General features: G+C 66.1%; 25 protein-coding genes and 1 tRNA gene. 22 read left to right on the top strand and 4 right to left on the bottom strand.

Annotation, left to right across the window (positions count from 1 at the left end):
• The 18 genes from VG556_RS13590 to VG556_RS13505 all read left to right on the top strand — a co-directional run bounded on the left by VG556_RS13590 (position 1) and on the right by VG556_RS13505 (position 20,618).
• Positions 1-1,167, top strand: a complete 1,167-nt coding sequence (locus VG556_RS13590; RefSeq protein WP_100450901.1) for a hypothetical protein — start codon at positions 1-3, stop codon at positions 1,165-1,167.
• Between the two features lie 61 nt (positions 1,168-1,228).
• Positions 1,229-2,380 carry a hypothetical protein gene (locus VG556_RS13585; protein ID WP_100450902.1) on the top strand — a complete coding sequence of 384 codons (1,152 nt, stop codon included), beginning with the start codon at positions 1,229-1,231 and terminating at the stop codon, positions 2,378-2,380.
• Positions 2,381-2,411: 31 nt separating this feature from the next.
• The gene (locus VG556_RS13580) at positions 2,412-3,533 is read left to right on the top strand and encodes a hypothetical protein (protein WP_146257713.1); all 1,122 of its coding nucleotides are present in this window, start codon (positions 2,412-2,414) and stop codon (positions 3,531-3,533) included.
• Position 3,534: 1 nt separating this feature from the next.
• Positions 3,535-3,987 carry a hypothetical protein gene (locus VG556_RS13575; RefSeq protein WP_100450903.1) on the top strand — a complete coding sequence of 151 codons (453 nt, stop codon included), beginning with the start codon at positions 3,535-3,537 and terminating at the stop codon, positions 3,985-3,987.
• A gap of 12 nt (positions 3,988-3,999) precedes the next feature.
• Positions 4,000-5,139 carry a hypothetical protein gene (locus tag VG556_RS13570; protein ID WP_053494634.1) on the top strand — a complete coding sequence of 380 codons (1,140 nt, stop codon included), beginning with the start codon at positions 4,000-4,002 and terminating at the stop codon, positions 5,137-5,139.
• Positions 5,140-5,179: 40 nt separating this feature from the next.
• Complete coding sequence (locus tag VG556_RS13565) at positions 5,180-6,316, top strand: hypothetical protein (protein ID WP_100450904.1); 1,137 nt, start codon at positions 5,180-5,182, stop codon at positions 6,314-6,316.
• A 152-nt stretch (positions 6,317-6,468) separates the two neighbouring features.
• The gene (locus VG556_RS13560) at positions 6,469-7,164 is read left to right on the top strand and encodes a phage minor tail protein L (RefSeq protein WP_100450905.1); all 696 of its coding nucleotides are present in this window, start codon (positions 6,469-6,471) and stop codon (positions 7,162-7,164) included.
• A 63-nt stretch (positions 7,165-7,227) separates the two neighbouring features.
• Positions 7,228-7,968: a C40 family peptidase gene (locus VG556_RS13555; RefSeq protein WP_014645609.1), complete on the top strand. Its 741-nt coding sequence runs from the start codon at positions 7,228-7,230 to the stop codon at positions 7,966-7,968.
• A complete protein-coding gene (locus tag VG556_RS13550) occupies positions 7,961-8,554 on the top strand; it encodes a tail assembly protein (RefSeq protein WP_049405454.1) in 594 nt (197 codons plus the stop codon). Before VG556_RS13555 ends, VG556_RS13550 begins: the two co-directional genes overlap by 8 nt.
• Positions 8,551-12,039: a host specificity protein J gene (locus VG556_RS13545; protein ID WP_100450906.1), complete on the top strand. Its 3,489-nt coding sequence runs from the start codon at positions 8,551-8,553 to the stop codon at positions 12,037-12,039. Before VG556_RS13550 ends, VG556_RS13545 begins: the two co-directional genes overlap by 4 nt.
• A gap of 38 nt (positions 12,040-12,077) precedes the next feature.
• Positions 12,078-12,368 (top strand): hypothetical protein, encoded by a 291-nt coding sequence (locus tag VG556_RS13540; protein ID WP_238381500.1) that lies wholly within the window; start codon positions 12,078-12,080, stop codon positions 12,366-12,368.
• On the top strand, positions 12,368-13,078 hold the full coding sequence (locus tag VG556_RS13535) for a hypothetical protein (protein ID WP_100450908.1): 711 nt from the start codon (positions 12,368-12,370) through the stop codon (positions 13,076-13,078). The genes VG556_RS13540 and VG556_RS13535 overlap by 1 nt, the downstream gene beginning before the upstream one ends.
• Positions 13,079-13,672: 594 nt before the next feature.
• The gene (locus tag VG556_RS13530; RefSeq protein WP_014645616.1) at positions 13,673-14,266 is read left to right on the top strand and encodes a lysozyme inhibitor LprI family protein; all 594 of its coding nucleotides are present in this window, start codon (positions 13,673-13,675) and stop codon (positions 14,264-14,266) included.
• 25 nt (positions 14,267-14,291) lie between these two features.
• On the top strand, positions 14,292-16,697 hold the full coding sequence (locus tag VG556_RS13525; protein ID WP_100450909.1) for a peptidoglycan-binding protein: 2,406 nt from the start codon (positions 14,292-14,294) through the stop codon (positions 16,695-16,697).
• Between the two features lie 94 nt (positions 16,698-16,791).
• Positions 16,792-17,823, top strand: coding sequence for a tRNA dihydrouridine(20/20a) synthase DusA (gene dusA, locus VG556_RS13520; RefSeq protein ID WP_100450910.1), 1,032 nt, complete (start codon positions 16,792-16,794; stop codon positions 17,821-17,823).
• A 213-nt stretch (positions 17,824-18,036) separates the two neighbouring features.
• On the top strand, positions 18,037-18,411 hold the full coding sequence (locus tag VG556_RS13515) for a hypothetical protein (protein WP_014645619.1): 375 nt from the start codon (positions 18,037-18,039) through the stop codon (positions 18,409-18,411).
• A 73-nt stretch (positions 18,412-18,484) separates the two neighbouring features.
• Positions 18,485-19,168 (top strand): response regulator transcription factor, encoded by a 684-nt coding sequence (locus VG556_RS13510; protein WP_004136763.1) that lies wholly within the window; start codon positions 18,485-18,487, stop codon positions 19,166-19,168.
• 25 nt (positions 19,169-19,193) lie between these two features.
• Complete coding sequence (locus VG556_RS13505; protein WP_014645620.1) at positions 19,194-20,618, top strand: sensor histidine kinase; 1,425 nt, start codon at positions 19,194-19,196, stop codon at positions 20,616-20,618.
• 85 nt (positions 20,619-20,703) lie between these two features.
• On the opposite strand, the gene VG556_RS13500 is transcribed toward VG556_RS13505, so the two are convergent.
• Both VG556_RS13500 and VG556_RS13495 read right to left on the bottom strand, forming a co-directional pair.
• Positions 20,704-21,495, bottom strand: coding sequence for a zinc-dependent peptidase (locus tag VG556_RS13500; RefSeq protein WP_162838513.1), 792 nt, complete (start codon positions 21,493-21,495; stop codon positions 20,704-20,706).
• Positions 21,462-21,746, bottom strand: coding sequence for a hypothetical protein (locus VG556_RS13495; RefSeq protein ID WP_014645622.1), 285 nt, complete (start codon positions 21,744-21,746; stop codon positions 21,462-21,464). The genes VG556_RS13500 and VG556_RS13495 overlap by 34 nt, the downstream gene beginning before the upstream one ends.
• A 144-nt stretch (positions 21,747-21,890) precedes the next feature.
• On the opposite strand from VG556_RS13495, the gene birA reads away from it, so the two are divergent.
• The 4 genes from birA (at position 21,891) to VG556_RS13475 (ending at position 24,567) form a co-directional block, all read left to right on the top strand.
• Positions 21,891-22,859, top strand: coding sequence for a bifunctional biotin--[acetyl-CoA-carboxylase] ligase/biotin operon repressor BirA (birA, locus tag VG556_RS13490; protein ID WP_046428093.1), 969 nt, complete (start codon positions 21,891-21,893; stop codon positions 22,857-22,859).
• Positions 22,856-23,587: a type III pantothenate kinase gene (locus VG556_RS13485; protein WP_049441835.1), complete on the top strand. Its 732-nt coding sequence runs from the start codon at positions 22,856-22,858 to the stop codon at positions 23,585-23,587. Before birA ends, VG556_RS13485 begins: the two co-directional genes overlap by 4 nt.
• 9 nt (positions 23,588-23,596) lie before the next feature.
• On the top strand, positions 23,597-24,451 hold the full coding sequence (locus VG556_RS13480) for an SPOR domain-containing protein (RefSeq protein WP_100450911.1): 855 nt from the start codon (positions 23,597-23,599) through the stop codon (positions 24,449-24,451).
• Positions 24,452-24,491: 40 nt separating this feature from the next.
• A tRNA-Thr gene (locus tag VG556_RS13475) sits at positions 24,492-24,567 on the top strand.
• Between the two features lie 101 nt (positions 24,568-24,668).
• Here the strand turns inward: VG556_RS13475 and VG556_RS13470 are convergent.
• Both VG556_RS13470 and VG556_RS13465 read right to left on the bottom strand, forming a co-directional pair.
• A complete protein-coding gene (locus VG556_RS13470) occupies positions 24,669-25,847 on the bottom strand; it encodes an integrase (RefSeq protein WP_423180019.1) in 1,179 nt (392 codons plus the stop codon).
• Positions 25,847-26,071 carry a hypothetical protein gene (locus tag VG556_RS13465; RefSeq protein ID WP_053461891.1) on the bottom strand — a complete coding sequence of 75 codons (225 nt, stop codon included), beginning with the start codon at positions 26,069-26,071 and terminating at the stop codon, positions 25,847-25,849. Before VG556_RS13465 ends, VG556_RS13470 begins: the two co-directional genes overlap by 1 nt.

The following is a 26,071-nucleotide window of genomic DNA, read 5'->3' as shown; positions in this document are numbered from 1 at the left end:
ATGAGCATGGATCTTCAACGGATCGACCTGGATACCATCCAGCCCAACGGAAAGCGTGGGGAGACCCAGCGGCCGGCCTTCACCAAGATCAACCAGAACTTCCAGCAGGTTGGCCAGGCAGTCGACGGCCTGCCCGGGCAGCTCGCCGATACCATGATGCGCGCGCCGGCACGGCGCAATCGCCTGATCAATGGCAATTTCGACATCTGGCAGCGCGGCAGCAGCTTCGGCATCTCCGGGAACTACACAGCCGACCGATGGTTCCTGCAGATGGGCAACGTCGAAGACGCCGTGTTCAAGCGCAATCCCGCAGCGGCAGGCGACAACAACTTCCCGTTCAGCACCTTCACGTTGTCGGTCAGTTCGAGTGGCAATACGGATGGCACAAAACACTTCTTTGTCTTCGAGCAGCGCGTGGAAGACGTCCGCAACTTCGCGGGCGTGGAGAGCACCGTTTCGTTCCTGGTGTTCAACGCCGGCGCCGCCGGGCGGAAGATCGCCCTTGAATTCGCCCAGACCTTTGGCGCGGGGGGAAGCACGCCTGTGCTGGGAATCGCGCCGGAGGTGGTCGAGCTGGCCTCCGGCCTGAACCGGATCCGCAGGACGGTGACCCTGCCTTCCATCTCAGGGAAGGCACTGTCCGGTGACGGTGCGGCCGTGGTCTGCATATGGGTGACGGCGGGCACGCAGTTCGCCAGCCGCACCGCAGGACTGGGCGCGCAACAGGGCCAGCTGTACTTCGGAGAGTTCCAGTGGGAGGCGGGCCCGCTCGCGACGCCGTTCGAGTGGAGGCCGAAGGGGGAAGAGCTGCGGCTGTGCCAACGCTACTACCAGGTGGATGCCACTGGCGTGCCGTTCGACGGTGGATCGCGCTTCAACGCGGGCGTGGGCCTGATCCGGGGCGACAACGCGGTGTACCTCACCTACCGATTCAATCAGCGAATGCGGTCGGTACCCGCGGTCGCCTTCTCGAACCCATCGCAATGGCGGCTGCTCACGGGAGACGGTGCAACCAGCCTGACAGCGCTCAGTGCGGCGGAAGTTACGTCGACCCGCATGACCATCATCGGTGCGCTGAACACTGCAGCAGCGGGTCAGGCCGGCATCCTGCAGAGCGGAGATTCGGCAGCGGAGGGCACTGGATTGACCATGGATGCCGAAATCTGAGGTCCGCGGGAGGGCTGGAGAGCGTTCCTTCGCAACCGAAACCATCAAGGAAACAGCACAAATGCCACGAAAGATCATCGACCTCGATTCCGTTCAACCGAACGGAAAGCGGGGTGAAACACAGCGCCCGGCGTTCACCAAGATCAACGACAACTTCGCCGAAGTCTACGACGCGTTGACTGAAGTGGCGAAAATCCCGCAGATAGTGGGGAATGCCATCACCGAGCGCGTTCCAGGCAGGAATCTGCTCATCAATGGTGCCCTGCAGTTCTGGCAGCGCCGTACATCTGGTCGTGTTGGCAGTGGGTCGGGGACGCTGGGCGCGGAAGTGTTCTTCGCCGACCGTTTCACGAACTCGGCGCTGGTCTGCAACCACGACGTGCAGCGGGTGGCGTACGACGGGCAAGCCGGATTTCCGGAAGACACACGGTCGATTCTGGTCTGCACCGTATCCGAGGCCATCGCCAGAAGTGGCGCCTGGATGGGGCAGAAGATCGAGGGTGTCGGCAGTGCAAGTGGAGACATCACGATCTCGGTATGGGCGAACTCTGATGCGCCCGGTCGCAGTGTGGGCGTGCGTGTCATCCAGGATTTCGGAACCGGAGGCTCACCCTCGCCGCAGGTGGTGCTGGAGGCCGGTGTGCTCACACTGGGCACCACCGCCAAACGTCACAGCATCACGGTGACGTTGCCGAGTACCCGGGGAAAGGTGCTCGGCAGCAACGGCAACGACCACCTCTACGTAGTGTTCGACCTGTGCGGTGCTGGTCAGAAGGGCGAGCTGGTGGCACAGAACGGCTCGTTCGGCTTTACCCAGTTCCAGGTCGAATCGGGCCGCGCAGCGACATGCTTCGACTGGCGGCCGCCAGGTGTGGAACTGGCGTTGTGCCAGCGCTACTACGAGAAGAGCTACAACCTCGACATCGTACCCAACACGGCGCACAACGAAGGGCGCGAGGCATTCTCGATCAACTCACCGGGAATGGCGCATTACCAGAGCGTGCGATTCCAGACGGCAAAGCGTGCCCATCCCTACGTGATGATCATCTCGGCCGACAACATCCAGCAGGATGGACACATCGCGGAAGACAACATCTCCCGCGTGCCCTGCCTGGTCAACTACGCCTCGCCTTCCGGGTACGAAGTCAGCTGGACCAACAATCCAGGCCGCTGGGGCGGCTGGTGGCATTGGTGGGCCGACGCCGAGCTTTGATGGGGCGCCCGCAGGGAACAGGACGACAGCAATGACGAGAAAAATCATCGACCTCGATTCCGTTCAGCCGAACGGAATGCGGGGCGAAACCCAGCGCCCGGCGTTTACCAAGATCAACGACAACTTCGCCGAAGTGTATGGCGCGCTGGATTCGCTGGAAAGCGCATTGCAGAGCGCGGCTCCAGGCAGGAACCGCCTGATCAACGGCAACTTCGATTTCTGGCAGCGGGCCAGCACTGGCACCACCCAAGGCGGCGAGATCTATGTGGCCGATCGTTGGACCGTGGCAGCGCTGAGCTGCACGCATACCGCAAATCGCGGGGCCAATCTTCCTGCCGGCGGTGCCGCGCCGGAATCGCGCCGTTTCCTCAACAGCGTTGTCTCCAAGGTCAGTGCAGGCAGCAGCGCCTATGTCGCACAGAAGGTCGAAGGGGTCGCCACGCTGTCCGACGGCGAAGTGGTGGTTTCCGGCTTCGCCTATGGCCCGCCAGGAAAACGCATCGGTGTTCGTCTCATCCAGCACTTTGGCACCGGTGGTTCGCCGTCCGCCGCGGTCAGCGTAGAGCTGGGAACCGTAGCGGTCACCGCCGCGTCCTGGACCTATTTCCAGCTCAGTGCGCGATTGCCATCGGTGAAGGGGAAGACGCTGGGCAGCAATGCCGACAGCGATTTCCTGTGGCTCGTGGTGGATCTGTGCGCCGATGCCTATGGCGGTGTCATCTCCGGTCAGAGCGGAGAGTTCGGCCTTGCGATGATGCAGCTGGAGCGCGGCGACAGGGCAACGGCATTCGACCTGCGCCCGCTGGCCCACGAGCTGCAGCTGTGCCAGCGCTACTACGAGAAGAGCTACAACCTGGATGTGCCGCCTGGCACGGCCGATGGCATCGGACGCGACAACCAGTTCTACGACCGCAGTGTCGGCGTTGGCAGCACCTCGCATATCCGGTGTCGCGTGCCCAAGCGGGCCATCCCAGCCTACACGGTCTACAGCGATGTGAACGGGCAGGCAGGGCGCATATCCGGCGCAAGCGGCGGCATCGGCACGGTGACATCCATCGTATATGCCGGCCAGTCCGGCGCACAGGTCAATTACCAATCCGCCGCAGGCAACTGGGGCTCCTCCTTCCATTGGACCGCCGACGCGGAGCTATGACATGTATCAACTGACCGAAGAGATCGACACCATCAAGTGCCTGCAGACCGGCGCCTTCATTCCACGTGGCCACCGTCTGTGGAATGACTATGAAGCCTGGTGTACGGCAGGCAATGAGCCGGAGCCGGTACCGCCGCTGTTCGTACCCGGCTCGGCGCAGTTCCATCGCTTCATCCGCGGAAAGGCGTGGGAGTGGATGGCCCAGTGTGCCCGCGATCGCGGCTATGACAGCATCGAGAGTTGCTGCAGCTACGCGGGCAGTGCGGTGCCGCGCTATGCGCAGGACGCCATCGCCATGATTGCCTGGCGCGACGGGGTCAACCTCGCATTGGAGACTATTGAGTCCACCGCCGAGGAGAACGTGCCGGACTGGCGGCAGGTCCAGGCGCAACTGCCGCAGCCGGATGCATTCGGCTGGCCTGCCGAGCAGGCGCCGGAAATCATCGGCGGCTGAGGAGGACGACGCATGGCACGACGCACAATCGACCTTGATACCGTGCAGCCGAACGGAAAGCGGGGTGAGACGCAACGGCCGGCCTTCACCAAGGTCAATGAGAACTTCGCCGATCTCTACACGGATCTGGATGAACTCGAAACCACGGTGCAGGATCTCCGGCGCAGGCAGAACGGCCGGAACCGGCTGATCAACGGTGACTTCAGGTTCTGGCAACGGGGCAGCAGCCGCACTGTGGTGTCGCCTCTGGCGGTGTATGTTCCCGATCGCTTCCAGGTGGTATGCACCGGGGCGGGGCAGGTCGCGGTGTCACGCCGCAGCTTCGATGCCCCGGCATTCGGGGTCACGGGATTCATGAACTGCGATCTCACCGGATCGACGGCCGCGACCGAGGCGTTCGTCACCCAGCCGGTGGAAGGCGTGCAGACGCTGGCGGGAAGTACCGTGACGCTGAGCATGCAGGCATGGGCCGCGACGCCGGGCTGCCGCATCGGCGTTCGCTTCATCCAGACGTTTGGTACCAATGGGTCTCCGGATGTGACGGTCCGGGCAGGCGTCCAGGAGATCGGCACCGCGGCCGCGCTCAGGTACTTCACCGTCGAGTTGCCATCCATTGCTGGCAAGACCGTGGGAGCCAACAGCAAGCTGCACGTCATCGTCGACTTTGCGACACCCGGTGGTTATGGCGGACAGCTTGTCGGCCAGTCTGGGTCCTTTTCGCTGACCTGCATGCAGTTGGAGAAGGGGGCGACACCTACCGACTACGACATGCGTGATGACGCAACCGAGCTGATGCTGTGCCAGCGGTACTACGAGAAGAGCTTCCCGCTGGAACAGGCACCGCAGCTTGGCATGCCGTCACCGCAGGGCGTCGCCGCCGCGTTCCAGGCAGGCCTGGCGCGCAGTGAGCAGATCTCCTTCAAGGTCGCCAAACGCACTGTGCCCGCACTCACGCTCTACTCCAACAGTGAAGTGGCGCCGGCCCTCGGCTACTGGTCGTTGTTCAACGGCAACGGGTGGTCACGCGGAATGGCTGTCCCGCTGTTCCTTCGTCCCGATGGATTCACGCTTCAGCTTGATTTCGGTTCTGGCCTGACGCCGTTCTATGCCTATCTGGTGGGCGGCAACTGGGCGGCTGACGCCGAGATCTGACCCTGGTCGTCAACACCGGCGCACGCAGCGAGGAGTGCACATGACACGAAGAATCATCGACCTGGACACCGTCCAGCCCAACGGCAAACGAGGTGAGACCCAGCGACCGGCATTCACCAAGATCAACGACAACTTCGCCGAGATCTACGCTGGTCTGGACGACGCGCAATCGGCGCTCATGCATCTGGAAGGCCGCATGGCCGGAAGGAACCCGCTCATCAACGGCGACTTCCGGTTCTGGCAGCGCGGTGCAGCGTTCCCTGCATCCACGGGCTCTCGCTACATCGCTGACCGCTGGGCGGTCAATGCCATCGGCACCAGGGTGGCTGCCTCACGCGAGGATGTGCCTCCAGGCGGCGGCCAGGGAGGGCGCCTGCTGGCTGGGTCGCGCCACCTGCTTCGGCTGGAGGTGCAGAGCGTTGCCGGTGCCGGCAACATGGCGCTGGTCCAACAGCGCATCGAGGATGTCCGGACACTGGCCGGGCGCACCGTCACGATCAGTTTCAAGGCGCGCGCCTCGGTGGACGACTTCCGCATCGGCGTGGAGCTGCAGCAGTCCTACGGAACGAGTGGGTCTACCGCGCGCGACAGCATCGGCGCCTCGGTCGTGCTCGATACGCTGTGGCGATGGTACCAGGTCACCGTGGAAGTTCCCGGTCTTGCCGGCAAGGCGCTGGGCCCGGACAGCTACCTGCAACTGAGCTTCTGGCTGGACGCAGGTGCCGATTTCGGCGGCCGCGCGTTCGCTGCCGGGCAGAAGAGCGGCAGCGTGCAACTGGCCGAAGTGCAGATCGAAGAAGGCGATACCGCCACCGACTTCGACCGCCGGTCCGAAGCACTGGAGCTGCTGTTGTGCCAGCGCTACTACGAGACGGTGGATGTAAACCGGATCATCGGCATCACCTACACCGCCAACGGCGACACGCGAGCGTGCATCCCGTTCAAGGTGCGCAAGCGCTCAGCACCCAGAATCTCCTCGCCGTCCACCGCGCTGAACCTGGTGGGCTTCGGCAATGCCGGAAACCTGGTCAACTTCGACGGCGGAGCGCCCAGCTGGCAGTCCACCGTTGACGCGGCAGTCATCGCCTCGATGCCGAACAACATGCAGCTCTGGGGTGCGGTGGTGGTGTGGTCGACCACCTCGCAGGTGCTGGTCCAGGCCGATGCGGAGCTCTGAGCCATGACAACCCCTGCTCCGCAGGCGCCAAAGCACGCCTGCTTCACCACCACTGCCTCGCTGCGCCCAGGCCACCACGTCATCGTACCGTGCGGCCAGGAACGGTACCCCGTACCACCTCCTCTTCCCAATGCCGCACAGGAGAACACCCCATGATCACCGCCGATGCCCAGCAGCTTGGGCCGGGTGGCCGCATCACCGTCTATGAACTCGACGCCAGCAGTTTCGGCGCCGACAAGCTCTTCTTCCATGCGCACCTGCAGAGTGGCCTCATCTGGTGGCAGGGCCAGGAATATGGCCCCTGGCCGATCGAGGCCAGCGGCTTCGAGCGCACCAGCGACCAGCCGCCGAACCCGCGCCTGCGCGTGAGCAACATCGATGGCCGCATCACCGCCATGTGCCTGTTGTTCGATGACCTGGTCGGTGCACGCATCATCCGCCGGCAGACACTGGCCAAGTACCTGGATGCCGCCAACTTCGAGGAAGGCAATCCCAGCGCGGATCCTGGCGAGCACTTCCCTGATGAAGTCTGGTTCATCGAGCGCAAGATCGGTGAGGACAAGCAGATGGTCGAATTCGAGCTGACCACCGCGATCGATCTCAATGGGCAGCAGCTGCCGGGCAGGCAGATCATCGCCGGCATGTGTGGCTGGCTGGTGCGTGGCGGCTATCGCGGCGCGTACTGCGGCTACAACGGTCCAGCGGTGGCCGACAGCGACGACGTCGCCACCGATGATCCGGCGCGTGACCAGTGCGGCGGTCGGGTACGCAGCTGCAAGCTGCGCTTCGGCCAGGACAAGCCGCTGCCCTATGGCGGCTTCCCCGCCGCGGGCCTGTTGCGCTCCTGATCGATCCCCTCCCGAATTCCACTTTCCAGGCCCGCCCGCGCGGGCCTTTTTCATGGGTGAAACATGCAACCGACAACCCTGCAGGCCATCCAGGCGCACGCCGTGGCCGAGTACCCGCGCGAATGCTGCGGGCTGATCGTGGCCATTGAAGGCCACGAACGCTATCTTCCCTGCCGCAACGTGGCCGCCACGCCCAGCGAGCATTTCCGCCTGCCCGCTGAGGACTATGCCGTGGCCGAGGACAAGGGCGAGGTGCTGGCCCTGGTGCACAGCCATCCCGATGCCGCGGCAACGCCGTCCGACGCCGATCGGGTCATGTGCGAGCGCAGCGGGCTGACCTGGCACATCGTCAGCGTCGGCCAGGTAACAGGCGAGGCACCGCTGTGCGGTGATCTGCAGACCCTGCATCCCACTGGCTACATGGCACCGTTGGTCGGTCGCCAGTTCGCCCACGGTGTGCTGGACTGCTACAGCCTGGTCCGCGATTTCCACGCACGCGAACTGGGCATCCCGCTGTCCGAGTACGAACGCCAGGACGACTGGTGGAGCCACGGCCAGGACCTGTACAGCCTTGAACGGCTGCACGCCGAGGGCTTCGACCTGATCGAGGGCGAGCCGCAGCGGGGCGACATGATCCTGATGCAGATCCGCTCGCCGGTCACCAACCACGCGGGCATCTACCTCGGCGACGGGCAGATGCTGCATCACCTGCATGGCCGCCTGTCCGAGACCGTACCGTACGGCGGCATGTGGGCCGAGCGCACCCGTTGCATCGTCCGCCATCGCGAGGTGCGCCATGACTGACCGTCTTCGTACGATCCGCCTGTACGGCAAGCTGGGTGCGCGCTTCGGGCGCAGGTTCCGGCTGGCGGTGAACAGCCCGGCCGAGGCGGTGCATGCGCTGTGCACGATGCTGCCTGGCTTCCAGCAGTACCTGATGGGCGCAAAGGCCAAGGGCATGGAGTTTGCCGTGTTCAACGGGCGGCAGAACCTGTCGCGGGATCAGCTGCACGACCCGCCGGGACAGGATGACATCCGCATCGCGCCGGTGCTGGTGGGCAGCAAGCGGGGCGGTGTACTGCAAACCATCATCGGCATCGTGCTGATCGTTGTGGGGAGCTACACATCTTGGGCTGGCGGAGCTGCACTGGTATCAACCGGCGTCAGCATGGTGGTTGGCGGGATCACCCAGATGCTCTCCCCCCAGCCAAAAGGCCTGGGCGCCAAAGACACACCCGAAAACGCACCCAGCTACAGCATGAACGGCACCGTCAACACGCAGGCGCAAGGCAACCCCGTGCCGGTCGCCTATGGCGGCCATGACACCAAGGGCATGTTCATCGGCTCGGCCGTGATCAGCGGCGGCATCCTGGCGGAGGACCAGTTTTGAATCAGACCACTCATCCCACGCCGCGCACGCGTGGTGCAGCCACGCCAGTGCTGGCGGGCGCCAAGAAGGGCGCGAGCAACGCCCGAACCCCGGTCGAAACCGCCGACAGCCTGCACTCGATGGCGGTGGCCCGCATCATCGACCTCGCCAGCGAGGGCGAGATCCGTGGCCTGGTCGCCGGCAAGCAGTCGATCTACCTGGACCAGGTGCCGATCGAGAATCCGGACGGCACGCTGAACTTCTCCGGCGTGGACGTGCAGACGCGTTCCGGCACCCAGGACCAGGACCACATCAGCGGCTTCCCCTCCATCGAGAACGAAGTCGGGGTCAACGTCGAGCTGCGCAGCGATGCGCCGGTGGTGCGCACGGTATCGGGTGCCGATCTGTCAGCCGTCCGTATCCGCTTTGCGGTGCCGGCGTTGCAGAAGACCAACACCGAGAACGGTGATACTGAAGGCTACCGGATCATGTACGCGGTGGATCTGTCCACCGACGGCGGCCCGTTCAGCACGGTGCTGACCGATGCCTTCAGCGGCAAGACCACCAGCCAGTACGAGCGCAGCCGCCGCATCGATCTGCCTGCCGGCAGCCAGTGGCAGGTGCGCATCCGCCGGCTGACCGCCAACGCCAACAGCAGCACCATCGCCGATACCATCAACGTGCTGTCGATGACCGAGATCATCGATGCCAAGCTGCGCTATCCGAACTGTGCGCTGGCGGCGGTGCAGGTTGATGCCAGCCAGTTCCAGAACATTCCCACCCGGTCCTACCAGCTGTGGGGCCGCATCGTACGCATCCCCTCCAACTACGATCCGCTCAGCCGTCTCTACAGCGGTGTGTGGGACGGTACCTTCAAGAGTGGCTGGACCAACAATCCGGCCTGGGTGTTCTTCGACATCGTCACCAACGATCGCTTCGGCCTGGGCCATCGTGTTCCGCTGGACTGGGTGGACAAGTGGCGGCTGTACCAGATCGCGCGCTACTGCGATGAACTGGTCAGCGATGGCCAGGGCGGCAAGGAGCCGCGCTTCACCTGCAGCCTGTATCTGCAGACCCGCGCCGAGGCCTACCGCGTGCTGCAGGACATCGCCACCATGTTCCGCGGCATCAGTTTCTATGCGGCGGGGCAGGTGATGGCCTCGGCCGACATGCCCAAGGACCCGGTGCTGACCTACAGCCAGGCCAACGTCATCGAAGGGCGCTTCCACTATGCCGGCAGCAGCCGCACGGCGCGGCACACGGTGGCCCTGGTGTCGTGGATCGATCCGGACGACTTCGGCCGGCAGAAGGTCGAAGTGGTGCAGCACCTGCCTGGCGTGGCCCGCTACGGCATCAACCAGACCGAAGTGACGGCGGTGGGCTGCCACTCGCGTTCGCAGGCGCAGCGCGTGGGCAACCACATCCTGCATACCGAGATGCTGGAAACCGAGACGATCAGCTTCTCGGTGGGCCTGGATGCGCTGGGCTGCATGCCCGGTGATGTGATCCAGGTGGCCGACCCGAACCGCGCCGGCCGCCGCAATGCGGGTCGCATCCGCAGTGCAGGTGCGCGCAGCCTGGTGCTGGACCGCATGCCGGAACAGATCGCGGCCGGTGACACCCTGCGTGCCACCCTGCCCAGCGGGCAGACCGAAGCACGCACGGTGCAGTCGGTGGACGGCGAGACGTTGACCGTCAGCGCGCCGTGGTCGGCGGTGCCGGTGGCGCAGTCGGTCTGGGCATTGGAATCGCCGGAGCTGGCCCTGCAGCACTATCGCGTGCTGTCGATCAGCGAAGGCGACGACCTGACCTATCAGATCACCGCGCTCAAGCACGTGCCGGGCAAGTACGCCGCCATCGACGATGGCACGCGCCTGGAGCAGCCGCCGATCAGCATCATCCCGCCCAGCGTGCAGCCGGCACCGGCCAGCGTGCGGATGGCCTCGCATGTGGTGGTCGACCAGGGCATCGCTACCTCCGTGCTCACCATCGAGTGGGATGCTGCGGACAAGGCGATCGGTTATGACGTGGAATGGCGCCGTGGCGATCTCAACTGGGTCCGCGCTGGCCGCGTCGGGACGCAAAGCCTGGAAGTGCGGGGCGTCTACGCAGGCGAGTATCTGGCCCGCGTACGCGCGGTCAATGCGCTGGGCGCCGTATCGCAGCCGACGCTCAGCATGCTCACCACCATTGAAGGCAAGACGACGCCGCCACCGGCATTGACCTCGCTGACCGCGCGCAGCAGGGTGTTCGGCATCGAGCTGGGCTGGCAATTCCCGGCAGGCGCCACGGATACCGAACGCACGGAGCTCTGGTACAGCACCAGCCCGGATCGCGCAGCGGCCATCAAGCTTGGCGACTTCGCCTATCCACAGTCGCGGCACCAGATGAACGGTCTCGCGGCGGGCGCACGCTTCTGGTTCTGGGGGCGCCTGGTCGATCGCAGCGGCAACGTGGGTCCGTGGCATCCGGTGGAGGCGGGTGTTCTGGGCGAGTCCAGCAGCAACCCTTCGGACTACGATGCCTACTTCGCCGGCCGCATCAACGAAAGCGCGCTGGGCCAACAGCTGAAGGGCAAGATCGAGCGCGTCACCGAAGTGCTGCCGCTGGTCTGGAATGCCGAGGCAACCTACAGCCCAGGGCAGACCGTCATCCACGACGGCAGGATCTGGAGCTGGCAGGGCGCCGCTGCAGGCAACGAGACGCCGCCGGGCAGCCACTGGAAGAACATCGGCGACGCGATCGCCGAGGCGGGCGCCATCGTCGGCCGTGTCGACCAGCTGGAAATGGACGTGACCGACGTCGATGGCAAGGTGGCTGCGCAGGGGCAGAAGGTCGACGGCCTGTTCGCCCAGGTCAGCGACCACACTGCCGGCGAGGAGGACTACAACGTCGGCGAGAACGATGTCAGCGCCGGTGCCATCACCGTCTACAGCGTGATGGCCGAGAAGGACGCGGCGCTGGCCAAGCGTGTGGATACGGTCGAAGCATCCATCGAGGGTGTTCCGGGCAAGATCGAAGGCGTGAGCGCGGCGGTCCAGCAGGTCTCGCAGGCCGTGGTGAACCTGGATGGCAAGGTCAGCGCGACCTATACGGTCAAGGCGCAGATCACCAGCGCCGGGCAGATCTACATGGCCGGCATGGGTCTGGGCGTGGAGCAGCAGCCAGATGGCAGCTACCAGAGCCAGATCCTGATGCAGGCTGATCGCTTCGCGCTGTTCAACACCAACAGCGGGCAGGTCAGTGCGCCCTTCGTGGTGCAGGGCGGGCAGACCTTCATCAGCCAGGCACTGATCGGCAACGGCTGGATCCAGAACGCCATGATCGGCGATGTGATCCAGTCCAATGCGGTTGGTGCCGGCGGGCAACCGCGATGGAGGCTAGACAAGAACGGCACGTTGACGATGAACGGCCCCGAGAACGGCGGCCGCCTGACCATCAATGACAGTGTCATCCACGTTTACGACAGCAACGGCCGCGTCCGCGTCCGCATGGGGATCTGGTAATGGCAACAGGTATGCAGATATTCGGCCCGGATGGGCAGATGTGGTTCGACACCAATGATCGTGCCGGCAAGGTAATGGGTGAGATGCACGTCAGCACCAGAGACAGCATCTATGTGGGCATGGGGGGCATGGGGCAGCCATTCGCGATCCTGCCGAGCACCTTCTGGGACAGCTGGCAGGACATGAATGGAAACCAGTTCTCCGCGCCGAACATGGCATCCATGTCCTTCAACAAACCAGGCGCCGCCGAGGGCGACTACCTCACACTCAACTTCACGTTCATGACGACCACCAATCCCAATGCCTATGTCTTCTACGGGAGTTTCTGATGACCGTCGGCCTTGAAGTCACCAACGACAGCGGCGTCCCCGTTCTGGTCAACGCACACGCCCTTGCCTTCTTCGCGGCAGGCAAGGGGGTGGAGTCCATCGGTAGCAACACGTCGCCGTTGGGCCAGCGTGGATCGGTCAGTTTGCCCGCGCAGAGCGTGCCCTACCTGGTGTTCATCCGCTGCAATGGCGGCTCCACGCGGATCTCCACCGGCACTGCAGGTTTCAGCTGGAACATGGCCCAGGGCACCACCAGTTTCGAATGGTGGGCATGGGGACATGCGGTTCCCAGCAACAATACTGGCATGCAGGTCTACAACGCCGACGGTTCGCTGCAGTGGGACATGAGCAGCCGCCCGCTGCGCATGGCGGGCCTGGTCAATACGACTGGCGCCCGACCGCCGCTCCCCAGCGAGATGTCCAACGAGAACATTCTCACCGGTGACCTGATCAACGGCCCGGGCGACAATCTTGCCTACCTGCTGTCAGACATCGGCCTTTGTCACGATGTCTATGCGATGCCCAGCGGTAATCCCACCATCCGTACCAACATGCGCTATGCGGCGGCCATCAGCACGCCGAACGCATCGCAGATGCGCGTCAACTTCACCCGGCAAGCTGCCAATCGCCAGCGTTCCCTCAGTGGAGCGTCCTATCAGACGTTCGCCTCGCGTCTGCCAAGCTTCGTCCTTGCGGCTTACACCTACTGAGCGGGGATTGCCGGCCCGGGCGGCCATTTGAGCCGCCTGGGCCCTTCCCATAGACTGCGCCCCTCCTACGCTCGTCGACGACGCACTGCAGTGATCACGCCACCCTGACCCTTGCCGCACATCGGCAGCCGGCCCGCCCGGCTCAGGAACCCGTGTCTTTCCACTGCAGCGCCATGCGGCCACGCCCGCGTGCGCTCGGAGTTTTCCCACGCAAGCGTCCGACTCCCTGCACCAGCAATGGCTCGGCAAGATTCGTGATGGTCTGCTGTCCGGCAAGGTCGTCGCCCTGGCCCTGATTCCCGAGGCCATCGCCTTCTCGCTCATCCCCGGCGTCGACTCCGAAGCTTGCCAAGCATGGGGCGGAGGTGACGGTGGTGGGCTTGAATGCGGCCAGCCAGACGTTGATCGAACAGGTGGGCGGGGGCGGCGGCGGGCACTGACGCTTCCGCGTTCGCGTCTGAGACGACGCGCACGCATTCTGAAGCCGGTCAGGCACCTGAAACCGTCGCTGTCGTAGCATTGCCCGCGTGATGGGGCCGATGGACGGCCCCGCGTTGACGGGCCACGTGCCTGGATGCCAAGGAGATGCAAGCAATGCAGGGAACAAACCACCTTCCAGCGGCCCCCCGCGAAACGTTCGGCAGGGCCGGGGCCATCGCGCTTGCGCTGGCCCTGGGCCTCAGCCTGGCAGCATGCCAGGCCAAGAGCCCGGAGGCGGATACGGCAGTTGCCCCCGCGGCCGCCGCGCCCGCCACCGCATCGCCGCCCGCCACTGCAGAGCCTGCACGCGCCGCACCTGCCACGACAGCGGCCGATGCCGATGATCAGGACATGCCGCCGCAGCGCCCGGATGATTCCTACAACAAAGCCACGCTGCGGCCGCAGTACGCCACGTGCGTGAACTCCAGCGGCGGCGAGACCCCCGCACTGCAGGCGTGTGGCGATGAGGAGCTTGCCTGGCAGGAGCAGCGACTCGAGCAGGCCTTCATGAAGATCGTCGACGGTCCCGATGGCAAGGACAAGGATAGGCTGATGGACGAGCAGGCCGCCTACATGTCCGATACCAATCGCTACTGCAGCTGGAACCCTGCCGAAGACGGGCAGGGGCAGATGCTGGACGCGCAGTCCTGCCGGATCAATCGCACCGCCAACCGTGCCGACGTGCTGCAGGCACTGACCTCGAAGTAATTCCCCCGCAAAGGAGTGCAGGAAAATGGATGTTGTGACCCAGGCAAAGCAGGCAATGGACAACTGGCATCGCGGCCAGACGTCGGCGCATTTCGAAACCGGAGGTCGCGGCCCCGGCCACGTTTCCACCGGCAGGGGCGACCATGGCGGCGTGTCGTATGGCAGTTACCAGTACGCCACCAACGTTGGCGGCGTGGATGAGTACGTCGCCGCCTCGCGCTATGGCAACCGCTTCAACGGCCTGCAGGCAGGAACCCCGGCCTTCACCGAACGCTGGAAGGAAGTGGCGGCCGCCGATCCGGCAGGGTTTGCCAGGGACCAGCACGACTTCATCCAGCACAAGTACTACGACGTGCAGATGGGCCGCCTGAAGGATGTGGGCATCGATCTCTCCGGCCGTGGTGCGGCCGTGCAGGATGCGCTGTGGAGTACCTCGGTGCAGTACCGCGGCATGACCCGGTCGGTGTTCCAGAAGGGCCTGCAGCAGGCCTATGGCGAAGACTTCAAGCTGACTGAGCTGAGTGACGAGCAGATTGTCCGCGCGGTGCAGGACTACAAGCACGCCAATGTGCAGGTGCACTTCCAGAGCTCGCCCACCCTGTGGGATTCGCTGCGTGATCGTGCGCTCACCGAGAAGACCGCACTGGTCGGGCTGGCGCGCTACGACCAGGTCAACCACAACCCCGAGGCTTACCGGGGCAAGGATTACCAGCAGGTGTTCGGTGAACCTGAGCCCGGCCAGCGCGGCCAGCGTGCGGCCGCATCGGCGATGGCCGACGGCGTGCTGGCACCCGGCGAGCGCGGTACCGAGGTCCAGGCCCTGCAGGCCAAGCTGATCCAGGCCGGCCATACCGGTCGCAACGGGCAACCGCTGACAGCCGATAGCCACTACGGTGCCAATACCGAGCATGCAGTGCGCGAGTTCCAGCAGGCGCATGGGCTGACCGTCGATGGCAAGGCGGGCCGGCAGACCCTGCAGGCCCTGGATACGGCGGTACGCGAGCACACGCCGGCGCAGCCTGTGGCACCGGCCACGCCTGCACCGGTCACTCCTGCTGCGGCACCCGCACCCGCGACTGCGCGGGAACCCGATGCCGCCGCCGCGCCCGGTGGCCAGCGCATCGTCGTGGTCGAACCCTTTGGCAACGGCAGCAGCAACCGCACACTGCGCCATGGCACCAGTGGCGAGGATGCCTATCGCGAACTGAAGATCCATCACCCCAACACCAACGCCGAGGCCGTGCGCACCGGCAATGCCGCCAAGGCTGACCGCCCGTCGGCCATGGTCGAGGGCGAACTGGAGACGGTACGGACCCGCGGTGATCGCAACGGCATCCCGCTGGTGCACAAGGATCTGATCCTGAGCAATGCGCGCGGCGACCGGGAGGTGATGATTCCCAATCCGGTCGCCGGGTATGTGCAGGTCAACAATGACAAGTGGAATTCGATCAGCATCTGGAGCCATCCGGCCGGGCATCCGCAGCGCGAACTGGTCGGGCAGGTGCTGCACGGTGCGCGTGGAACCACCCCTTACAGGACCGGTGATTTCGTCGAGTACGGTGCGCCGTTGATCCGCCAGTCCGATGCCGGTACCCCGGGCGCCGTGCACGCGCATATCGAGCTCGAGCCCGATCAGTACCGCAGGTTCCTGGGTGACATGCTCAACGACCGCATCACCCTGGGCGGCAAGGTCCACGCGCAGGGCCCCGAGGCCGCGCAGGCCGCACGCAGTGCACAGCAGGCGCCGATGGCCGATGGCGTGCTGAAGCAGGGCGAGCGCGGCGATGAGGTCAAGGCCCTGCAGGGCAAGCTGGCGGCGCTGGGCTACGCCGGGGCCGACGGCAAGCCGCTGCACGCCGATGGCGTGTATGGCAAGGACACCTTTGCAGCGGTCAAGCAGTTCCAGGCCAACAATGGCCTGGACGACGATGGCAAGGCCGGCCGCAGGACCCTGGCGCAGGTCGATGCGCCCAACGCGGTGAAGGCCGGTATCGCGCCGGCGGCACCGGCCCAGGCCGAACCTGCAGCGCCGGCCAGCATGCGCGACGCCGGGCATGCCGACAACGCGCGCTTCGGCCAGGCTTTGGACAGGCTGCAGGCGCTCGAACAGCAGCGCGCCCAGGCCGGCCTGAAGCCGCTGTTCGCCAACCCGCAGGAAGCCGAACGAGCGGCTGGCCAGCTGGCCTACGAAAGCAAGGTGTCCGGCATGCGCCAGATCGACCATGTCGTGGCCCGCCCGGACGGCACCGGCCTGTTCGCGGTGCAGGGCGAGCTGGGTGACCCGGCAGCGCAGCGGACCTTCGTCGACCGCCAGCAGGCGGTGTCGCACTCGGTCGAGGCCAGCAGCCGGCAGAGCGAAGCGCTGGACAGTCAGTTCAACCAGCGTGCGCAGGAACAGCAGCAGGAACAGGTGCGCAACCGCGGGTTGTAAGCCACGCGGTGTCCCCGGGGCCGGTCGAGCGGCCAGCCCCGGAGCCACCCGCCGCCATTCAGCCGTCCGGTGTAAACTATTGATCTCACTGGCAATGCCAGTCTCCACGATCAACACCCCGATGCCGTCCGCCACCGCCCGTTACGCCGATTCCCTGCGCCTGTCCGTTGCCCCCATGATGGACTGGACCGATCGCCATTGCCGCGTGTTCCATCGCGTGCTGGCACCGGGTGTGCGCTTGTACACGGAAATGGTGCACGCCAACGCGGTCATCCACGGCGATCGCGCGCGCCTGCTCGGCTTCGACCGCAGTGAACAGCCGCTGGCGCTGCAGCTGGGGGGCAGCGATCCCGCGCTGCTGGCGCAGGCTGCGCGCATCGCTGCCGACTGGGGCTACGACGAGGTCAACCTCAACTGCGGCTGCCCGTCCGACCGCGTGCAGGCCGGGCGCTTCGGCGCCTGCCTGATGCGCGAGCCGAGGCTCGTGGCCGAGTGCGTGGCGGCGATGGTCGATGCCGTCGAGATCCCGGTGACGGTGAAGTGCCGCCTGGGCGTGGACGAGGACAATGACTACGACGTGTTCGCCGCCTTCGTCGACCGCCAGGTCGCCGCAGGTGCCGCGATGGTGGTGGTGCACGCGCGCAACGCGTGGCTGAAGGGCCTGTCGCCGAAGGAGAACCGCGAGGTTCCGCCGCTGAAGTACGACTGGGCCTACCGGCTGAAGCAGGAGCGCCCGGCGCTGCCGGTGGTGCTCAACGGCGGCCTGGCCAGCGTCGAGGTGGTGCAGGCGCAGGCCGCGCACGTCGATGGCGTGATGCTGGGCCGCGCGGCCTACCACGATCCCTACCTGCTGCATCAGCTGGAGGCGCTGCAGACTGGCGCCCCGCTGCAGGCCCGCGGCGACCTGCTGCGCGCGCTGCGCCCCTACGTGGAAGCGCGCCTGGGCGAAGGCCTGGCGCTGAAGCACATCACCCGCCACCTGCTCGGCCTGTTCCATGGCCAGCCCGGTGGCCGCGCATTCCGCCAGGTGCTGAGCGAGGGCGCACACCGCCCGGGCGCCGATTGGAACCTGGTCGAGCAGGCGCTTGCCGCGACCGAACGCGACGCTGATCGCGCCGCAGCGTGACCGTTGTCACATTCCTGACTTGACAAGGCGCGGCGATTCGTTCCGAATGTTCACCTAGCTGAACATCGCGGGGTCGCGGCCGGAAAAGTTCAGACCGGATTCACTGCCCCAAACCAAGAATTTGCAAAGGATTTGTGAAGCGCCGGGCCCCGAACCCGGCATCCGGATTTACGACTTTTGAACGAATCGCCGTGCTCGGCTAGGATCGCATCGATGTCTTCCGCTCCCTTCCATCGCCGCATTGCCCTGGCCACCTGCGTGGTCCTATCGGCCGTGCCGCTGTCGTCGGCGCTGGCACAGCAGCCGCCGCGGGGTGAGCAGGGGCGTGCGGAGATGATGGAGCGGGGCGAGCGCGGCAACCGTGGCGACGAGCGTTCGCTGTCCGATGCCGTGCGCCGCGTGCAGCGCACCACGGGTGGTCACATCCTCGGTGCCGAGCGCGTGCCGTTCGATGGTCGTGATATCAACCGGGTGAAGTACATGGACGACCGGGGCCGGGTCCGCTATATGGACGACCCCGCCCCGTCGCGTTCACAGCCGCGCACGCCGCGGTCGGATATGTCATCACTACGCGGCGATAACCCCTGAACAGGGATAGTTGTCGCTATCAACCCGTACCCCACAGGCCTCCGGGCCACACCCAGGACACTAGGGAGAGTTCATGCGTATCCTTCTGGTCGAAGACGAAGCCCCGCTGCGTGAGACCCTGGCAGCCCGGCTCAAGCGCGAAGGCTTTGCCGTCGATGCTGCGCAGGACGGCGAGGAAGGCCTCTACATGGGGCGCGAAGTTCCGTTCGATGTCGGCATCATCGACCTCGGCCTGCCCAAGATGTCGGGCATGGAGCTGATCAAGGCCCTGCGTGATGAAGGCAAGAAGTTCCCGGTGCTGATCCTGACCGCGCGTTCGAGCTGGCAGGACAAGGTCGAGGGCCTGAAGCAGGGTGCCGACGATTACCTGGTCAAGCCGTTCCACGTCGAAGAGCTGCTGGCCCGCGTCAACGCGTTGCTGCGCCGCGCCGCCGGCTGGAGCAAGCCGACCCTGGAATGCGGCCCGGTCGCATTGGACCTCGCCGCCCAGACCGTCAGCGTGGCCGGCAGCAATGTCGACCTGACCAGCTACGAGTACAAGGTGCTGGAGTACCTGATGATGCATGCCGGTGAACTGGTCTCCAAGGCCGACCTCACCGAGCACATCTACCAGCAGGACTTCGACCGCGACTCGAACGTGCTGGAAGTGTTCATCGGCCGCCTGCGCAAGAAGCTGGACCCGGATGGCGAACTGAAGCCGATCGAGACCGTACGCGGTCGCGGCTACCGTTTCGCGATCCCGCGCAACGAGGGCTGAGCCGGCTCACCCTGGCGATAACACGATGTCCGGCCGTCTGTGGTTCTTCCGACGCTGGCGGCCGCGCTCACTGCAGGCGCGCCAGATGCTCGCCGCGTCCGTGGGCCTGGTGGCGTTCCTGGCCCTGGCCGGTTACGCGCTCGACGCCGCCTTCGCCGACACGGCGAAGGCGAACCTGCGTGAGCGCCTGAAGAACTACGCCACCTCCTACGCGGCCGGCATCGACTTCACCCGCGACCGCTCGCTGTACATCCGCGAGCAGCCGCCGGATTCCCGCTTCGACGTGCCCGGCAGTGGCCTGTACCTGCAGGTAGTGATGCCGCACGGCAAGGGCAATTCGATGTCCGCTGAAGGCCCGATGCTGCCCACCGTCGGCGGCGGCCTGCTGGCACCGCGCCAGGAGGTGTTCGAAGGCCCGCTGCCGATGATCCAGATCGATGGCAGCCAAGGCTCGGTGTACCGCTACGGCCTCGGCCTGGTCTGGGGCGCCGACGCCGATCCTGCCACCGAATTCCCGTACACCATCTATGTGATGGAAGACTCGCGCGCGCTGGGTGCCCAGCTGCGCGTGTTCCGTGGCCGCGTCTGGTTCTACCTGGGCGGCATCGGCCTGATCCTGCTGCTGCTGCAGACCGTCATCCTGCAGTGGAGCCTGCGCCCGTTGCGCCGGGTGATCACCGAGTTGACCAAGGTGCAGCGCGGCGAGACCGAGCGCATGAGCGAGCGCCACCCGCGCGAGCTGGAACCGCTGACCGACAGCATCAACGCCTTCATCGAAAGCGAGCGCGAGAACCTCGAGCGCCAGCGCAACACCCTGGCCGACCTGGCGCACAGCCTGAAAACGCCGATTGCGGTGTTGCGCACGCAGATGGACAGTGGTGCCGGCGACGGCGCGCTGCGTGAGGAACTGGACGTGCAGCTGCAGCGCATGAACAACCTGGTTTCGTACCAGCTGGCACGCGCGGCCTCGTCGGGCCACAAGCTGTTCTCCGCGCCGCTGCCGATCGAGTCCAACGCCGAGGAAATCGTACGTGGCCTGGAGAAGGTCTACGCCTCCAAGGGCGTGCTGTGCGAGTTCGACATCGATCCGGCAGCGCGCTTCCACGGCGAACCGGGCGACCTGCAGGAACTGCTCGGCAACCTGCTGGAGAACGCCTTCAAGTGGGCCAACCGCCGCGTGCTGCTGACCGCGCAGCCGCTGCCGGCCCCGAACGCGCGCCGCGCCGGCCTGCTGCTGGCGGTGGATGACGACGGCCCGGGCATTGCCCCGGACGACATCGGCAAGGTGCTGCAGCGTGGCGTGCGTGGCGACGAGCGCGTGCAGGGCCACGGCATCGGCCTGTCGATCGTGCAGGACCTGATCAAGGATTACCGCGGCGAACTGACCGTGGGCCGTTCGGCCGAACTGGGCGGCGCCCGCTTCGAAGTGCGCCTGCCGCCAGGGCCGTAAGCCTCGTTGATCGGTAGTGCTGGCCGCTGGCCGGCAACCAAGCAATGCCATCGAAGATCATGGGGTTGCCGGCCAGCGGCCGGCACTACCGCATTGCGATCCTGGGCGGCTCGCCGTAGAACCGTCGCAGCTGCGCCGCCACCTCCGGCAACGCCTGCTGCAGCAGATCCGGTGCCGAGAAGTGGTACTCGCTGGCCACCGCGAAGAACTCTTCCGGCGCCTCGGCCGCATACGGATCGATCAGCGTCTCTTCGCCTGCGTCCACCTGCGCACAGAACGCGTCGTAGGCGCGCTGGAACGTGCCCGCCCACTCGCGCTGCCATTCGCGCGGCAGCGGCGGCGTACCGTCCATCGCACCATCGAGCGCATCCAGCTTGTGCACCATCTCGTGCACCGCCACGCAGTAGCCCTCGTGCGGCGCCGCCAGGTCGGCCTGCACATCGGCCCAGGACAGGATCAACGGACCGCTGTCCCACGACTCGCCGATCAGCTCGTCATCCCACTCGTGCAGCACGCCAGCCGCATCCATGTGGCTGCGGTGCACGCGGAAGGCATCGGGGTAGACGATCAGCTGCGACCAGCCCTCCAGGCCCACCTCACCGAACGCCAGCAGCGGCAGGCAGCACAGCGCGGCCAGCAGCACGCCGTCACCGGCCTGCAGCTGCAGCTCACCGATCGGGGTGATGGTCTTCTCGTGCAGGAAGCGCGTAGCCAGTGCGCGCAGGCGCGCGCGGCGTTCGTCGTCCAGTCCGTGCAGCCAGGCCGCGCGGCGGCAGGCGTGTTCCCACAGTGCATCGTCGATCGGCCGCGGCGTAGGCCGCAGCCACTGCAGCAACGACTTGATCAGCGGAACATTCCCGGCAGGTAGCTGTGCCACTTCGGCGCACGGATGCGCTGCAGCACGTCATCGTCGCTGCCGCCGCCCCCGGTGCTGGTGGCACTGCTGGCCGCAGGGCGTACCGGTGCCGGCTTGGTGGTCGCAGCCGAGGCAGTCGCGGTCGGCGCGCGCTGCGAGGCGGCATCACCGTTGGAGGACACGCAGGCGCCGCGGCTGTCGTCCAGCGCTGCCGTCGCAGACGCCGCGAAGGGCATCATCAGCAGGATCAGGCAATGGGCATAACGGCGCATTGACGACATCCACGTTAAGGGAGGGTGAGTTCCCGATTCTAGCCCGAACCCGGCGCCCCGTTGGAAGCCCCCGCGGAACCCAGCGTGGCGGGCGTCGCTGGCGGCTTTCCCGCATAATTCCTGCCTGACTTCGTGGAAGCTGCCGTGGACGATCGCCAATTGCTGGCCAAACTCGCTGCCGGTCGCCTGTCCGGCGACGCCCTGGCCCGTGAGCTGGGCCAGACCCGTGCGGCTATTTGGAAGCGTATTCAAGGGCTTAGGGCCGCCGGTGTGGATGTCGAGGGCCGTGCCGGCGAGGGCTATGGCCTGACCCGCCCGGTTGACCTGCTGGACCCGGCGGCGATCCGTGGTGGCCTGCCGGCCGGGGTCCTGCCGCTGCTGCACGACCTGCAGGTGGCCTGGACGGTGGACTCCACCAATGCTGAATTGCTGCGGTGCAGCGCGCCCCAGCGCGGGGTCAGCGTGCTGCTGGCCGAACGCCAGACCGGTGGCCGTGGCCGTCGTGGCCGCACCTGGGCCTCGCCGCTGGCCGCGCATATCTACCTGTCGGTGCTGCGCCTGTACTCCGGTGGCCTCGGCCGCCTGGCCGGGCTGAGCCTGGTGGCCGGCATCGCCGTGGCTGAAGCGCTGCACGACCTGGGCTATGCCCAGGCACAGCTGAAGTGGCCGAACGACCTGATCGTCGATGGCAAGCGCAAGCTGGTCGGCCTGCTCGCAGAGGGCGGTGGCGAATACGCCGGCCCGGCGCGCGCGGTGATCGGCATCGGCATCAACACGCACATGCCGCCGTCGTTCGCCGAGCAGATCAGCCAGCCGTGGGTGGACCTGGACACCCTGGCCGGGAAGCCGGTGGACCGCAACGTGGTCGTTGCCGCCGTGCTGGCCCGTCTGCTGCCGGCGCTGGAGGAATTCGATCGCGAAGGCCTCGCTCCGTTCCTGCCGCGCTACGCCGCCTTCGACATGCTGGCCGGCCGCGAAGTACGCGTGGAACTGGACGGGCAGTGGCAGCACGGTACCGCGCTTGGCCTGGCCGATGACGGCGCATTGCGCGTGCGCATCGATGGCCAGGAGCGCCTGCTGCACGCCGGCGAAGTCAGCGTGAGGGCAGCATGAGCGATTGGTTGTTCGACCTCGGCAACTCGCGCTTCAAGTTCGCGCCGTTGCAGGGAGATCGTGCCGGTGACGTGCAGGCCTGGGCGCATGGCGCCGAAGGCATGGCCGGGCAGCCGCCGCACAGCCTGCCCAGCGGTACCACCGCGTTCGTGGCCAGCGTGGCCGCACCCTCGCTGACCAGCGCCATGCTTGACCAGCTGCAACGCCGCTTCGAAAACGTGCACGTGGTGCGCACCAGCGCCGAATGCGCCGGCGTCCGCATTGCCTATGCCAAGCCGGAAAAGTTCGGCGTCGACCGCTTCCTGGCCCTGCTGGCTGCCGCAAAGGCACAGCGCCCGGTGCTGGTGGTCGGCGTGGGCACCGCGCTGACGCTTGACCTGCTCGACGCCGACGGCCAGCACCATGGTGGCCGCATTTCCGCGTCGCCCACGACCATGCGCGAAGCGCTGCACGCCCGCGCCGTGCAGCTGCCGGCCACCGGCGGCGACTACAGCGAGTTCGCCAACGACACCGCCGATGCGCTGGCCTCCGGTTGCGATGGCGCTGCGGTGGCGCTGATTGAACGCAGTGCGCAGCAGGCGCACGCGCTGCTGGGCGTAGCGCCCTCGCTGCTGGTGCACGGTGGCGGCGCACCGGCACTGATGCCGTTGCTGCCCGGCGCCGATTACCACCCCTCGCTGGTGCTGGATGGCCTCGCCCGCTGGGCGGTGCACCAGCCCGCAGGCTAGTATCCGCGCATGCTGACCCGTGCCCTGATCGTCGTACTGGCCGTTCTCAATCTTGGCGTCGCCTGCTGGTGGCTGCTGCGCGATGCACCGCAGAAGCCTGCGCCGCTGCCGCAACCCGCTGGTGTGGCCGAGCTGCGCTGGGTGCCCGGTGGCGCGGATGCCAATGCCGCAGCCGAGGTCACCGCCGCCGCCCCGACCGCACCGCTGATGGAGCGCGAACCGGCCGCGAAGACCGCAGTGGCTGCGACGCCTGCACCCGCGCCGGCCGTGCCGGCCAAGCCGGAAATTCCCAAGCCGCAGACGGCTGACGCTACGCCGGTTGCTGCCGCCGCCAAGCCGGCAACACCGCCTGCCCCCGTTCCGGCACCGGAAAAGCCCGTAACCCCGCCCGCGGCCGCCGAGCCGCCGCGCTGCGTCGCGCTGGGTCCGTTCGCCGACCGCGCCGCCGCGACCACTGCGCAAGGCAAGGCCGGCGCGCTGCTCAGCCAGGCGCGCCTGCGCGAACAGCCCGCTGCCAGCGGCAGCGCCCGTTACCGGGTGATGCTGCCGGCCGCCGCCAACCGTGATGAAGCGCAGGCCACCGTGAAACGTATCGTCGCCGCCGGCCTGAGCGACTACTACATCATCAGCCAGGGCGAGGAGGCCAACGCGGTGGCGCTGGGCCAGTACCGCAACCGCGAAGGCGCCGAGCGCCGCATGGCAGCGGTGCAGGCCGCCGGCTTCCAGCCGCGCCTGGTGGCCAGCGGCGACGCCGGCCAATGGTGGCTGGAAGGACAGCTGGCGGCGGGCACGCAGCCGGCCCAGGCCCAGCAGCGCAGCGGGGCGGCACAGAGCCGGTCGCTGGAATGCACGCGGTTGCGCTAGAATCCCCGGACCACGGCGATGCCGCCGGTGCACCACTCATGCCGCTTTAGCTCAGTTGGTAGAGCAACTGTCTTGTAAACAGTAGGTCATCCGTTCGATTCGGATAAGCGGCACCACTCGGGAAGTGTCGAAACGCCTTTAAAACAGGGGTTTCAACGAAAAAGGCCAGCGCGGTGCGCTGGCCTTTTTACGTCTACCGGGAAAATTACCGGGAAAATTAGCGACTTTTTTTTGGTTTCACGGCCGCTTTTACCACCGGTACGGAATGGTCGTACAGCTGACGCATGGCCTCGGTCACGTGGCCGCCAGCGGCCTTGTCCTCGCTGTCCGTGATTCCCCGATGTTTTAGGCCGTGGAGCGCGAAACGCCGGTCCTTCTCAATCACGTCCTCCGCAATCGCGCGGCGGACCAGGCGTTGCCAGGCGCTGTCGAGGGCTGATTTCGTGAGCGGGGTGCCGGACTCCGAAACGAGAAGGCGTCGCTGCTCCGGTTTGATCGGTACCGGCCGCCCATGCGCCTTCATCCGTTCGTCCCGGTAGGACTGTAGCCACTTCACGGCCGCGCGCAGATCCTTGGTCCACAGCGTCACGTTGTCGCGCGACCCTTTTCGGCGATTGCTGCGAATGCCATCCGTTTGCAGGTTGGCGTCGGTGAGAGTGTTCACCTCAATGCCGCGTAGGCGGACCGCATAGGCCAGCACCATAACTGCGGGGAGATAGGGCGGACAGCTGCCAGCGGTATGCGCCTGCCGGCTCGCGCACGTGCGTGCGAATCGCAGCACCGCGTCGAAAGAATCGTGGTCAGGCATGCGCGCGTCGCGCCTCTCACGTACCTTGCGGATGCCGTCAGCGGGGTTGGTGGTGCAGTGACCGTGTCGGATGCCCCATGCAAAGAGACGTCGTAAGTAACTGGCGACGCGGTTGGCCGCTGCCGGGGTCGCTGGGACCCCCGGTAGCTTTCCGATGGCCGCTCGGCCAGTGGCCAGCGTTTCCACTACGCGCTGCAGTACTGGCACCGAAAGCTGCTCTACACGCTGCTCGCCAAGCCGGCGACCGTCACGCAGCAGGTATCCGCAAGCCTTCGCAGCGCAGTAGTCGTACCCTTGCCGTGACTTGGTAGAGAGGTCCAGATACTCGCTGGACTTCTTGAAAATCTCGGTCAGGTGATTGAGCGAGCCGCGCAGACTGCCACCGCCACGCGCTTCCATGATCGCGTGCAGGTCCGACAGGCGAGCGTTGCCGTTGGCCACAGTTGTCTTGATTCGGCCAATGCCCTCGGGGTGAGGGGAAAGCACGTACCAGCGCCCATCCTCCCAGTAAAGGCCGCGCGGCAGCGATCCCTGGTCAATGTGACCAGGGATCTCCGGGTTGAACTTCCTTTTTCGACCACGTGTCATCAAACCAGTTCCAGCAGTGTCGTTTCGTGTGGCAGTGCCGTTGCGCCGGGCAGACCCAAGGCCGCGTTAATGGCCTCCACCGTGGTCCAGATGCGCCCGCGCCGGTCGTACTTATACAGAATCCCTTGAGCGTCCGCCCACCGCTCCACCGTGGTTGGTGTTGGGGGCGGACCGTCAGGGGCGCAGATCCGTTGTAGATCATGGAAGTGCAGGATCTGCGCCAT

Source organism: Stenotrophomonas sp. CASM106 (assembly GCF_049384825.1).
Lineage (GTDB): Bacteria > Pseudomonadota > Gammaproteobacteria > Xanthomonadales > Xanthomonadaceae > Stenotrophomonas > Stenotrophomonas muris.
The sequence above is the reverse complement of the archived record's forward strand: the minus strand, read 5'-3'. Positions and strand labels throughout refer to the sequence as shown.